General features: G+C 37.7%; 6 protein-coding genes. 5 read left to right on the top strand and 1 reads right to left on the bottom strand.

Annotation, left to right across the window (positions count from 1 at the left end; all coding sequences use genetic code 11):
• Positions 1–50: 50 nt before the first annotated feature.
• The 3 genes from bioD (at position 51) to AC1DY0_RS09120 (ending at position 3,352) form a co-directional block, all read left to right on the top strand.
• The gene (gene bioD, locus AC1DY0_RS09130) at positions 51–668 is read left to right on the top strand and encodes a dethiobiotin synthase (RefSeq protein WP_477188296.1); all 618 of its coding nucleotides are present in this window, start codon (positions 51–53) and stop codon (positions 666–668) included.
• Positions 669–762: 94 nt separating this feature from the next.
• Positions 763–2,034, top strand: coding sequence for an adenosylmethionine--8-amino-7-oxononanoate transaminase (gene bioA, locus AC1DY0_RS09125; RefSeq protein WP_477188295.1), 1,272 nt, complete (start codon positions 763–765; stop codon positions 2,032–2,034).
• A gap of 163 nt (positions 2,035–2,197) precedes the next feature.
• Entirely contained in the window at positions 2,198–3,352 is a 1,155-nt protein-coding gene (locus AC1DY0_RS09120; RefSeq protein WP_477188294.1) for a beta-ketoacyl synthase N-terminal-like domain-containing protein, read from the top strand.
• 63 nt (positions 3,353–3,415) lie between these two features.
• Here AC1DY0_RS09120 and AC1DY0_RS09115 read toward each other — a convergent pair whose 3' ends face one another.
• Positions 3,416–3,892: a regulatory protein RecX gene (locus AC1DY0_RS09115; RefSeq protein ID WP_477188293.1), complete on the bottom strand. Its 477-nt coding sequence runs from the start codon at positions 3,890–3,892 to the stop codon at positions 3,416–3,418.
• Between the two features lie 281 nt (positions 3,893–4,173).
• On the opposite strand from AC1DY0_RS09115, the gene AC1DY0_RS09110 reads away from it, so the two are divergent.
• Both AC1DY0_RS09110 and AC1DY0_RS09105 read left to right on the top strand, forming a co-directional pair.
• Entirely contained in the window at positions 4,174–8,460 is a 4,287-nt protein-coding gene (locus AC1DY0_RS09110; protein ID WP_477188292.1) for a T9SS sorting signal type C domain-containing protein, read from the top strand.
• Positions 8,461–8,728: 268 nt separating this feature from the next.
• The gene (locus tag AC1DY0_RS09105; protein ID WP_477188291.1) at positions 8,729–14,581 is read left to right on the top strand and encodes an Ig-like domain-containing protein; all 5,853 of its coding nucleotides are present in this window, start codon (positions 8,729–8,731) and stop codon (positions 14,579–14,581) included.
• Positions 14,582–14,588 lie beyond the last annotated feature (7 nt).

Raw genomic sequence — 14,588 nt, 5'->3', positions numbered from 1 at the left:
ATATGCCCATCTTTAAGATGGGTTTTTTACTTTTGTAGAAAATACTTTAGATGAAACTATTCATTACAGGAATTTCTACAGATGTAGGTAAAACAATTGCTTCTGCAATTATTGTTGAAGCTCTAGAAGCCGATTACTGGAAACCCGTTCAGGCTGGGGATGTTGATCATTCCGATAGTCATAAAGTCAAATCTTTTATATCTAATAAAAAAACAATAATTCACCCGAACAGTTATTTGCTAAACACTCCTGCGAGTCCGCATCTTGCTGCTGAAATTGATGGGATTACTATTGATTTGAAAGCTATAAAAGAACCTAAAACCGAAAATCATTTCGTAATAGAAGGGGCTGGAGGTGTTTTTGTCCCATTGAATGATATGGATTGTGTCATTGATTTAATCCAACCCGATTATAAAGTGATTGTGGTTTCAAGACATTATTTAGGTAGTATCAATCATACACTACTAACTATTGAATCCTTACATAATCGTAAAATAGCGATTGGAGGAATTATTTTTTCTGGAGAAGAAAACAAAGCAACTGAATCTATTATTCTGAATAAAACTGGAGTTAAATTGATTGGACGAATCGATCAAGAACCGTATTTTGACCAAAATGTAATCAAGGAATATGCGGATTTGTTCCGAGATCAACTATTGAATTTGTAAACTGGAAAGAGACAAGAGTAAAGAGGCAAGACGATTGTTATTAAATTTATTGTATCTCTTTTTTCTTGGTTCTTTCTTCTTTTATCTTTGTAAAATGAATTTAATCGAAAGAGACAGCCAACATCTTTGGCATCCATATACCCAGCACAAAACAGCGGCTCTTCCTATTGCGATTACAAAAGGAGAAGGTGCTTTGCTTTGGGACGAAAACAACAAAGAATATATTGATGCAATCGCCTCTTGGTGGGTCAATCCGTACGGGCATTCCAATAAATTTATTGCCGATGCGATTTACAAACAGCTCACTACATTGGAACATGTTTTGTTTGGCGGATTTACGCATGAGCCAGCAGTTGTTTTAGCTGAAAAGGTTTTAGCAATTTTGCCAATCAATCAAAAGAAAGTTTTTTTTTCCGATAATGGATCTACTTCGGTTGAAGTGGCAATCAAAGTGGCTTTGCAGTATTTTTACAATAAAGGCGAAAAGAGAACAACAATTATTGCTTTCGAAAATGCTTTTCACGGCGATACTTTTGCCGCAATGGCTGCCAGCGGAATTTCATTTTATACACAAGCGTTTCAGGGAATGTTTATTGATGTGGTTCGGATTCCGGTTCCCGTGAAAGGACAGGAGAAGGCAAGTTTTGATGCTTTGAGAGAAGTTATAAAAAACCATAATTGCGCGGGATTTATATTTGAGCCTTTGGTTCAGGGTGCTGCGGGTATGGTTATGTATGAACCCGAAGCATTGGATCAATTAATCCAAATTTGCCAAGAAAACAATGTGCTTACCATTGCCGATGAAGTGATGACGGGCTTTGGAAAAACTGGAAAAACGTTCGCCTGTGATTATTTGACCCAAAATCCGGATATGTTGTGTTTGTCGAAAGCTTTGACGGGAGGAACTATTCCGATGGCGATTACGACTTTTACACAGGATCTTTTTGATGCTTTTTATGATGAAGATATCAATAAAGCGTTATTTCACGGACATACTTTTACCGCAAATCCTACGGGTTGCGCAGCGGCTTTGGCTAGTTTGTCTTTATTGGAAACAACAGAAATGCAGCATAATTTGACCCGAATAAATAAAAGCCATTTGGATTTTAAAAAACGTGTTGAAAATCATCCTATGGTTACCGCCACAAGAGTACTCGGGGTTATTTTTGCATTAGAAATAAAAACAGAAACTTCTGCGAGCTATTATGGAACATTGCGTAACAGGCTTTATGATTTCTTTATTGAAAATGGAGTGATTCTGCGCCCAGTTGGAAATATCGTTTATATTTTGCCTCCTTATGTGATTACTGATACACAATTGCAAAAAGTATATGAAGTGGTTGAAAGTGCTTTGGAAATAGCATAAAGTTATTTAGAAAAGACCCACGAATGAGTTGCAGAGATTAGTAAAGGGATTTTGTATTTATAATTGTAACAATTTGTTTCTTTCTGTTGTTATAAAATTAGAATCCTTTGTGGACTTTGCCTAAAACTTTGCGACCTTTGCGTTTAAATCAGAATAGAATATTTTGTCACAAATTATCTCAATAACAGCCATAGCTTCCATTTCGTCATTAGGAAATTCATCCGAAACGATTTGGAAAAATTACCTTTTGGAAAATCCTTGTTTCTCGACACAATTTTTGGATCATCAAAATACGGCAGTTGCCGCACTTGATGAAAATTCAAAGACTGAAGTAGAATTATTACGACAATCGGACATAAAATACAAATCTTTGGATCAATCGGTATTGTTTGCGATGGTGGCTTCACGCAAAGCCATAGAAAAAGCAGGTTGGACAAAAGGAGCCGAATTTGGAATAAACATTGGTTCTTCACGCGGCGCAACCGACTTATTTGAAAAGCACTTTCAAGAATATTTAGAAACAGGAAAAGCCCAAACTTTGGCTTCGCCAACAACTACTTTGGGAAATATTTCCTCATGGGTGGCACATGATTTACAAACTACTGGTCCCGAGATTTCGCATTCCATTACTTGTTCTACCGCTTTACATGCCGTACTCAATGGAGTCGCTTGGTTGAGAGCCGGTATGTCCGATAAATTTTTGGTTGGCGGAAGTGAAGCTCCTTTGACCGATTTTACCATTGGACAAATGCGAGCTTTGAAAATTTATTCCAAAAGCGAAGAACAATACCCCAATAGAGCTTTGGATTTGGACAAAAAACAAAACACCATGATTTTGGGAGAAGGAGCAGGAGTGTGTTGTCTCGAAATTGGGAAAAAAGATAATGCTATTGCTTTTATTGAAGGCATTGGTTATGCGACCGAAATTTTGGAACACAACATTTCGATTTCGGCAGAAGCGACTTGTTTTCAGAAATCGATGAAAATGGCGCTGAAAAATATAGATAGATCTGAGGTTGATGCCATTGTTATGCATGCTCCAGGAACTATAAAAGGAGATTTGACAGAATATAAAGCAATCGAAAAAATATTTGGCGAAAGCCTACCTTTATTGACCACCAATAAGTGGAAAATCGGACACACTTTTGGAGCTTCGGGTATTTTAAGTATAGAAATGGCTGTTTTGATGATGCAACACAATCAGTTCATCGGAGTTCCTTTTGCTGAAGCGCAAAAACAAACGAAACCTATTCGTAAAGTTTTGGTCAATGCGGTTGGTTTTGGAGGGAATGCCGTGAGTGTGTTGTTGAGTGTATAGCCTAGATTGTGTGATAGGCCACAGATAGTGCGGATTTAACAGATTTTACACGGATTTTTTTAGTTACTGACCACTAATTTCCAGTTCTTTTACCTTGTCATAAATCAAATTACTTTCAAATCCTCGGCGAAGCATATAATCGCAAAATTTCTTTCTTTTTTTGAGTGCATTAGTCTCAGTTATAGAATTCCAATTTCTTTCGGCAAGTTCCTCAAACGTGGTGATATATTCTTCTGGTTCAATTTCCTTTAACGCAAGATTGATCAAAGTTTGATTGATTTTTCGCATTTTCAGTTCATTGGTAATCCTAATTTTCCCCCAATGCTTGATGCGGTGTTTTCCTCGGGCAAAACTACAAGCAAACCGAGCTTCGTTGAGAAAATTATGCTCAATAAGATGTACGATGACTTCGTCTATTTCATTCTGATTCAATTTCATGCTCCACAGTTTGGATACCACTTCCTCATGACAGCGTTCCTGATAGGCACAATAATGTTCTATTTTTTGGATAGCTTCTTTGAGGGAATATATTTCTTTCATGTATTGGGTTTATTGCTAAAAATTGAAATTTAAGTTTTTTTATTTAGAAGAAAAAATTTGTTCCAAAATAATGGAATGTTATCAATGGTCTTTATTTTATATTACATTTCCTCTTTTTTATAAATAGCTAAAGTGTTTAAAATCAATGAGTATTCCCTTTGGCGGATTTAAAAGTGTTTTGACGATTTAATTATTAATGTTAAATAATATCATTTAATTTTAATATAAAACTATAGTTTTTGTTATTATAGAATTGTAATGTTTAACATAAATCTTCTGTTATGAAAACACTTTTACTTTCAATTTTTTTATGTGTCTTCTTTGTCAATAATGTGTTTAGTTTGACAAATACTTATATAGGTGCTAATGGGGACTGGAATACGGCAGCAAACTGGTCTACTGGACTAGTGCCAATTGCATCTGACGATGTAATAATTCCTTCTGGAGTCAGCGTAAATATATCTGCGAATTCCTATGCAAACACCATTAGTCTTTCTGGTACTTTGACAGTTAATGATGGAATACGACTTAATGTTTATAATGATTTTACAGTGAATTCGGGAGGAAGTTTCCTTATGCCCGGAGGTTCTGCGCTGTCAACACTTGTGGTATATGGAAATTACATTAATAATGGCTCTACGGATTTTTGGAAAAGTACGGTTGTAATAGTGGGGGATTTAATAAGTTCGGCTACGTCAGAATTACAAAAACAAGGTAACGTGGTAGTTGGAGGAAACATTATAGGAGATTTTGATCTCACCGGAGGTACAGGGACAGGACAAATTTATGCAGTAAATCCTAACGCGACAGTAACAATTACACCAACTTCAATTGATAATAATGTTGCTCCAGGCACTCAGGTTGTTAATCCTCCAGAAACGCAAACATTAGTAGATTTAGTTAATGAAGTAATATATGGAGGGACTTGTCCATTTTCAATTACTAATCCAACTAGTGTGGCTGCTTGTTCAGGTAATACTAAAACGTTTTCGGTTGTTGCTTCTGGAAGTGCATTTGCTTATACCTATTTGTGGCAAGTTAATTCAGGTTCTGGATGGATAGACTTAACAAATGTGGCCCCTTATTCAAATGTTACAACAGGAACACTTACAATAACCAATGTTACTGTTGGAATGGATAAATATAAATACAGAATAAAAGTAACATCAAATGGCTGCTCAAAAAACAGTAATTATGGCACATTATCAGTAAGTGCTTCTGCACCGTCTACACCTGGAACTATTTCTGGATTAACAACTCAATGCGCAACGAATGCAAATAATGAGATTTACAGCGTTACGGCAGTTCCTTCTGCAACAAAGTATAATTGGGTGTTTCCGTCCGGATGGACAATTACTAGCGGATTAAATACAAATGTTGTTACGGTAACAACTTCGAGCGCTGTGGGGGGTAACATTACAGTAACTGCAGAAAACGGCTGTGGTATTAGTGCAGCTAGAACATTGGGAGTAACTATTTCGTTTACTGCTGTGCCAACCGCACCAGTTTTATCTGCAGCTACAGGCATAACTTGTGCCGCATTTGTTGCCAATTGGGCAGCAGCTACTAATGCGACAAGTTATATTTTGGATGTTTCTTTAGCAAACGGTAATGGTTCAAATTCTTTCGATAATAACAAATTAGCTACATATACCAATTTGAATATTGGAAATGTTACTAGTTATAATATTATTTTGTTAAGTCCAATTACTGTTTATTACTATAGAATAACAGCCGTAAATAGTTGTAGAACGACACCCTCTATAATACAAACCGTAACAACATCTTCATCAGTATTGGGAACAATGCCTACGATTACAGGGTCAGCAACAGCATGTGCTTCAAATGCAGGATTAGTTTATAGTATTACTGCGGTAGCAAATGCAACAAATTATTTCTGGACGGTTCCTTCGGGATGGATAATAACTAGTGGTCAAGGAACTATTTCTGTAATAGTAACTTCAGGAACGTCTGGAGGAGAAGTTACAGTTAGTGTAGGTAATGACTGTACAACAAGTGTAAATATTAATAAGCCAGTAACAATAGATGCTGCTCCAGCAATAACCGTTCAGCCTCTAGCTCCGGCTACAATCTGCTCAGGAAGCGGAACCCAAACGATATCTGTAACTGCAACTGGAGCCGGATTAACCTATTCATGGAGAAAAGGCGGAGTCGCAGTAACAAATGGCGGAGTTATAAGTGGTCAAGGTACTGCAATACTTACATTGACAAATGCTATCACTGCAAATGCCGGAAGCTACGATGTAGTTGTCAGCGGAACCTGTACGCCAGCAGTAACATCAAGTGCTGTGGCTGTAACGGTAAATACAGCACCGGCGATAACCGTACAACCAACTGCTCCAGCAGCTGCAACATGTTCTGGGACAGGGACTCAAACAATATCTGTTACTGCAACTGGAACGGGCTTAACCTATTCATGGAGAAAAGGTGGTGTGGCAGTAGTAAATGGAGGTGTGATCAGCGGTCAAGGTACAGCTACCCTTACATTGACAAATCCTATCTCTGTAGATGCTGGAAGCTACGATGTAGTTGTTAGCGGAAGCTGTACACCAGCGGTAACATCAAGTGCTGTGGCTGTAACGGTAAATATAATTCCTGGGGCACCTGTTCTTCCAGGGACATTAACTCTCGGCTGTTCGGCAACTGCTTTTGACGCTACTTGGGTGGCGTCGGTTAATGCAACAAATTATAGATTTGACGTGGCTACCGATGCGGGATTTTTATTTAAATTGGCATTGTATAACAATATAGCTTTAGGGAATGTATCCACAGAAAATGTTACTGGGTTGACAGTTGGCTCCTCCTATTATGTTCGATTGCGTGCTGTAAATAGTTGTGGTACAAGTCCCGATTCGAATTCGATGGTTGTTTCAGTTCCTACTACAACTTATAGTGCTGGTTCATGGAATAATGGAGCACCTAGCGCATCGAATAATATAAAAGCGATTTTTGCAAGTGACTATTCACTAACAACTGTGTTAGAAGCGTGTTCTTGCCAAATCAATCCTGGGGTGAATGTCGTGGTAGGAGTTGCTGGCGGATTAAATGATACTGCTATTTTAAAGATAGAAAACGAATTGAATGTTGATCCTACTGGGACTTTAACTTTTGAGAACAATGCGAGTTTGGTACAAGTGAATGATGGTGCTGTGAATAGTGGGGCAATTATCTATAAGCGGAATACGAATGCCATGAAGAATTTGGATTATACACATTGGTGTTCACCAGTGAAAGATCAAGTGTTGAATGTGTTGTCTCCTAATACTCAGTCGAATAAGTTTTTTAGTTATGCTAATGGTGCATGGGTTCCGGAAGCAGGCACAAATCCAATGAATCCACCAGGAAAAGGATTTATTATTCGTGTCCCTAGACCTAATATTGTTTATCCAAATGGGGAGAATTGGACAGGCACAACGTATATACAGAAAGTTAAGTTTATAGGTAAGCCGAACAATGGAGAATTACAAATACTTACTCAAGGACCATCTAAATATAATTTGATTGGTAATCCGTATCCATCAGCCATTGATGCTGACTCGTTTATAAATGGCAATGTAGGTATGGTTGGTGGAGCTTTGTATTTTTGGACTCACAATACGGCCATTACGAATAATGCTTATACTTCGAATGATTATGCTGTTTATACTTTGACAGGAGGAACGGCAGCAACAACAGGAGGTGCAACTCCAAATGGAAAAATAGCTTCGGGGGTTGCCATTTTTGTAAGAAGTATTGACGCTGGAAGTTTTGTATTTAATAATTCTATGCGTAATTCGGCTGATGTTTTGGATACTGGATCAGGAGGACCAAATAGTCAGTTTTTCAAGATGTCGAATACTAAGAAAGGGAATATTAGTGAGAAAAGTAGGGTTTGGTTAAATTTAACCAATTCTGGAGGAGCTTTCAAACAATTGTTGATTGGTTATGTAGCTGGTGCATCAAATGATTTTGATAGATTATATGACGGTATTACTTTTGGTGGTAATACTTATATCGATTTTTATAGCATAAACAAAACTAGTAATCTTGCAATTCAAGGGCGTGCCTTACCTTTTGAAAAGACAGATCAAGTTCCATTAGGTTATAAAACAACTATTAAGGGTGTTTTTACAATCAATATAGATAGAGTTGAAGGTGTTTTAGTTGATCAAAGTATATTTATTGAAGATAAAGTTACTGGTGTTATTGTTGATCTTAAAAAAGGGCCTTATAGTTTTTCCACTGAGATAGGGGTATTTAAAGATCGTTTTGTATTACGATTCTTATCCAATAATATTACTGCCAAAACTCTAGATACTACAACCTTTGACAAAGTGGGGGATTCCATAATTGTTTCTGTGAAAAATAGTCAAATAAAAATCAATTCATTTAGTGAAACAATTGATAAAGTAATGGTCTATGATTTAAAAGGTAGTTTGATTTATGAAAAACAAAATGTGAATAGTAATGAATTTAGTGTGTCGGATTTTAATTCTAGTGAACAATTTTTAATTGTACAAATTTTGCTTAAAAATGGCAAATGGGTTACTCAGGAAATTGTTTTTTAATAATAGTTAACTATCAATGATTTATAAAACTCCATTTTATTTTAAAATGGAGTTTTTTTTGTGGCTTTTAACTTTCGAAAAGAAAAAAAAATTGTTGTTTGACTGATATTAGGGTATAATTATTAAACTTATTGAGAGAAATAATTTTTAATGTTTATTTTTGACACGTAAAAATACCTGTTTTTGATTCTGCATTGTAAAATATATTTTAAAATGTGAGTCGATTACAGATTTTTTTCTTAACAGCCCCAGAAATACCCCAAACTATATGAATAGAATTTTACTTAGATCTAAGAGTTTACTATTTTTTTTATTTTTATTTGTTTTTTATGCAAATGCAAATGCCCAATGTTCAATTACAACAACAACAAATGCATCTACTCTAACTTGTGTAAATGGAACTTCTCCATTGTCTGGTTGTAGTATTGTTTACATTGGTGATGGGACAAATGCTATGAGTCTAGGATTGGATGAGGATTTAAATCTTACATGTTTAGGGGCAATTCAGTTGATCTTTAGGAATAAGGCTACTTTGGATTTTGATGCGGGTAGTAATAAGGATTTAATATTAGGTGCTGGTTCTTCCATACAATTTGAATCAGGGTCCGCAATAAAAAGTGTTAGTAATTGTGGTGGATCTGATAGAATTACGATTGGAGGTTCTCCAGTTGCAGCTTGTGGTGGTAATTCGGCTCCTCTTGATTTTACACAAATAGTTAGTCAAGGAGGTTATAGCTCAATTAATGCTTCGGCAAATCCAAGCATAATTTGCATTTCTGGTAGCTCTTCAATAACTGCTTCGGCAACTCCATCGGCTGGAGCAACATATAAGTGGTATAATGTTTCCAGTGGAGGAACAGCAATTTATACTGGAAATCCATTTTCTACTGGAACAATATCAAATACGGCAACTTATTATGTAGAAGCCTATTATGCTTCTGCTTCACCAGCATATACAACAGTAAGAAAAGCGGTAACTGTGACAGTGATTCCAGCTTATAGCCTTACTGGTGTTTCAGTGCCAACTGCACAATGTTTATCTAGTGCAACAGTTACCGTTAACGGTACAGCTACGGGATTGCCAGTTGGAACTTATACGGTAACTTATAACAGAAATGATCCATCGGCAACAGGGTTAACTGCTAGTATGACAGTAACTACTGCGGGAACAGGAACTTTTACCGCTACAGGTTTAACTAATCCAGGTAATGCAGGAACCACAATATCAGTAACTAATTTGGCTTCTGCTTCTTGTTCAAATGCTATTACATCAAATAATGTGTCTAATACTTTTGTAATGAGAGCAGGTTTAAGTGCTCCTACTTTGGATACAGGCTATGCTTCTTGCCCTAATTATGTAGTAAAAGTTCTAAATCAATCTCCTAATGCCACTAATTATTATTTAGATGTTAGTACGAGTAATACTTTTGCTACAGGCGCTTATCTGTCTGGTTATCAAGATAAAGATCTTGGCACTACATTTTCGCATACTATTACTGGATTAACTGCTGGTACGCAATATTATTATAGATTTCGTTCTGCCAATGTTTGCGGAACAACAGGAAATTCTGCAACAGGTTCATTTACTGCTCCCGGTATTGCGGTTGCTCCAATTGGTGGAGGAGCTACTACTGTTTGTTCAGGAACTATTACTCCAGCATTTACTGATGCAACTACTGGAGGTACTTGGTCTATTACTGCAGGTACAGGAACAGCAACAATCACATCTGGTGGTGTTGTTACTGGAGGAAACGCAGGAACAGTTACCGTTGTTTATTCGAAAAATGATGGTGCAGGATGTACTATATCGGTCACTAAAGCATTGACTGTTGATCCTTCAGTAAGTGTTAGCATCGCTGCAGTACCATCTGGAGCAATTTGTTCAGGAACATCCGTCACTTTTACGGCTACACCAATTAATGGTGGTACATCTCCAACATATCAATGGAAATTGAATGGGGTAAGTGTTGGAGGAAATTCGCCAACGTACACTAATACTACCTTGGCGAATGGTAATACTGTTACTTGTGCTATGACTTCAAATGCGAGTTCTTGTTTAGCAGGGAATCCAGCAAATTCGAATACGGTTACTATGATCGTTACGGCAAACGTTGCTCCTTCTGTTACCATTGCCATTACGAGTGGTTCTAATCCAGCATGTAACGGCAGTTCTGTGACATTTACGGCTACTCCAACCAATGGAGGAACTCCGACATATCAGTGGACTAAGAATGGAACAAATATTGGAGGTGCAACTTCTTCTACCTATACAGGGGTTGCAGGAACCGACTTTGTGAGTACAGATATTATTCGTTGTGTTTTGACACCAACGGCAATTTGTGTTTCTCCGACTATAGCAACGAGTGCAGGTATAACAATGACCGTTACGGTAAACGCAAGCATAGCTTCGGTAATAGGAGCAAGCCCTTTGTGTATCGGTGGAACTTCGACATATACTGCGAATTCAGTAGTCTTAGGAGGAGGGTCAGGGGCTTGGAGCAGTAGTAATATGGCTGTTGCTACAATAGATGTATCTGGGAATGTTACGGGTGTTTCGGCAGGAACAAGCAATATCATTTATACTATATCAGGAGGTTGTGGCGGAATAGTGTCTGCTCAACAATTGGTGACAATAAATTCAACAAGTAATGGCGGAAGTATTTCTGGATCACAAACAACTATTTGTGCGAATACATCTACTGGCGTCTTAACTTTAGGAGGTGGTTATGTAGGTTCAATAGTACAGTGGGAGAAGAGATTAGATTCGAATACTTGGACAACAATTGCAAATACAACGACAACTTATTCTGATACACCTACAGTAGCGGGTGTTTGGGAATACAGAGTTTTAGTTCAAAGCGGAAGCTGCCCAGCAGTTTACTCTACTTCTTTTTCGGTTACTGTTGAGTCAGGATTTCCGATTAATGCTCCTACTTTAAGTAATATCACTTTATCATGTAATCAAACTACGGCTATTGAAAATTGGGCAGCAGTCCCTAATATATCCAATTATCGATTTGATGTGTCCACAGATTCTTTTGCAACTTATGTGACTAATTATCAAGATCTATCAGTTGCGCCATCAGCTACTTCTTTAAATCTAAGTGGCTTGGTTTCGGGTGTGACTTATTCAGTTAGAGCTCGTTCTGAAAATAGTTGTGGAACTAGTGCCAATTCAAATGTTGTGACAATTACGGTTAATTTTTCACCGTCAACACCATCGGCGACGGCGACTGCACAGCCTACTTGTGCGGTGCCAACAGGAACCATTACTGTAACATCGCCTACGGGAATGAATTATAGTATAGATGGTTCTGATTATACTAATACCTCAGGAGTTTTTAGTAATCTAGCTGTAGGGTCTTATACGGTAACCGCCCGAAATGGATCGGGATGTGTTTCATTGAGCTCAGCTCCAGTTGTAATAGATGCTCCACTTATTATCACTACTTGGAATGGTACTAGTTGGTCTAATGGATCACCAGATGCTAATAAAATAGCTATTTTTACTGGAAATGCATCAATAACTTCCCAAGTGAATGCATGTTCTTGTCAAATTGGTCCAGGAGTAGAAGTTCGCGTAGGTATAGAATCTAAGCTTCCACTATATTCCACAGATAAAAATGCCCATGCTATCTTAAAGATTGAAAACGGATTGGTTGTTGATCCTGCAAGTTCTTTAATTTTCGAGAACAATGCAAGTTTGGTACAGGTTAACGATGATGCTGTAAATAGTGGAAAGATTCTTTATAATCGCGATACGAATCCAATGAAGAATTTGGATTATACACATTGGACTTCACCAGTAAAAGACCAAATATTGAATGTGTTGTCGCCAAATACTCAACCAGATAAGTTCTTTTATTATAATAATAGTAAATGGGTTGGTGTAGCAGGCACAGAACCAATGAGTCCTGCAGGAAAAGGTTTTATTATTCGTGTTCCTAAACCTAACATTCATTATACAAATGGAGAGTATTGGGCAAGCACAGATGTTACATACACGCAAAAGGTTGCGTTTAAAGGAGATCCAAACAATGGAGTAATTAAAATAGATACTCAAGGAAAGTCTAAATATAATTTGATCGGTAATCCGTATCCATCAGCTATTGATGCCGATTTGTTTATTGCTAATACTAATAATAAGAGTTTGCTTGGTGGTGCTTTGTATTTTTGGACTCACAATACACCCATTACGAATAATGCTTATACTTCAAATGATTATGCTGTTTATACTTTGACAGGAGGAACAAGTGGTGCTCCATCAGGGGGGGCGGCTCCAAGTGGTGAAATTGCAGCTGGTGTTGCCTTTTTTGTAAGAAGTATTGACGTAGGAAAGTTTGAATTTAATAATTCGATGCGTATTTCGAATGCAGCATCTAACAGTCAATTTTTTAGACAATCGAAGACCAAGAAAACGGCAGGAATTGAGAAGAATAGAGTTTGGTTGAATTTAACCAATTCCGGAGGAGCTTTCAAACAATTGTTGGTTGGTTATATAGAAGGAGCAACAAATGATTTTGATAAATTATATGATGGAGCTAGTTTTAATGGTAATACCTATATTGATTTTTATAGTGTTAATAAAACTAATAAGCTTGCAATACAAGGTCGTGCATTGCCATTTGATAAGACTGATAAAGTACCATTGGGTTACAAAACCACAATAGCGGGTACATTTGAGATTAGTATCAGTAAAGTAGATGGTGCTTTGGTAAATCAAACTGTTTTTGTAGAAGATAATGTTACTAAAACGGTTCATAATTTGAAAAATGGAGCATATTCTTTCACAACTTTAAAAGGAACATTCAATGATCGTTTTGTACTGGTTTATGTTGAGAAAACTGCGGTAGTAACTCCACCAGTTGTAGTGACTCCTCCTGTGGTTATCGATCCTCCAGTAGTTATCGATCCACCAGTAGATGTAGAGCCACCAGTAGTTGTGACTCCTCCTGTAGTTATCGATCCACCTGTTGTAGTTGAACCACCAGTAGTTGTGACTCCTCCTATAGTTATCGATCCACCTGTTGTAGTTGAACCGCCAGTAGTTGTGACTCCTCCTGTAGTTATCGATCCACCGGTTGTAGTTGACCCACCAGTAGTTGTGACCCCTCCAGTAGTTATCGATCCACCGGTTGTAGTTGAACCACCAGTAGTTGTGACTCCTCCTGTAGTTATCGATCCACCGGTTGTAGTTGAACCACCAGTAGTTGTGACTCCTCCTGTAGTTATCGATCCGCCGGTTGTAGTTGAACCACCAGTAGTTGTGACTCCTCCTGTAGTTATCGATCCGCCAGTTGTAGTTGAACCACCAGTAGTTGTTACTCCTCCTGTAGTTATCGATCCACCGGTTGTAGTTGAACCACCAGTAGTTGTTACTCCTCCTGTAGTTATCGATCCACCTGTTGTAGTTGAACCACCAGTAGTTGTTACTCCTCCTGTAGTTGTGACTCCTCCAGTAGTTATCGATCCACCGGTTGTAGTTGAACCGCCAGTAGTTGTGACTCCTCCAGTAGTTATCGATCCACCGGTTGTAGTTGAACCGCCAGTAGTTGTGACTCCTCCAGTAGTTATCGATCCGCCGGTTGTAGTTGAACCACCAGTAGTTGTGACTCCTCCAGTAGTTGTGACCCCACCTGTAGTTATCGATCCGCCAGTTGTAGTTGAACCACCAGTAGTTGTTACTCCTCCTGTAGTTATTGATCCACCGGTTGTAGTTGATCCTCCAGTAGTTGTGACCCCTCCTGTAGTTGTCGATCCTCCAGTTGTTGTAGAACCACCGGTTGTAGTAACTCCACCAGTCGTTGTTGAACCGCCTGTTGTTGTAATTCCTCCAGTAATTGGTTTGGATCCAACATTGGAAAATCCAACATTTGATAAAAAAGGGAAGTCAGTTATTGTATCTGTAAATAACCATCAAATTAAAATAAACTCTTTTGATGAGATTATCGCAATGGTTATGGTGTATGATTTGAGAGGAAGATTACTTTATGAAAACAATGATGTAAATACCAATGAATTTGTAATAAAGGATTTAAATGTCAGTGATCAATTTTTAATTGTTATGATTCAATTGACAAATGGCAATTGGGTTACCAAAGAGATAATTCTTAAGAATTAATTTTAAA

It is taken from the genome of Flavobacterium sp. P1_E4 (assembly GCF_056405915.1).
Note: the sequence above shows the minus strand (reverse complement) of the source record. Positions and strands in the feature narration are given on the sequence as shown.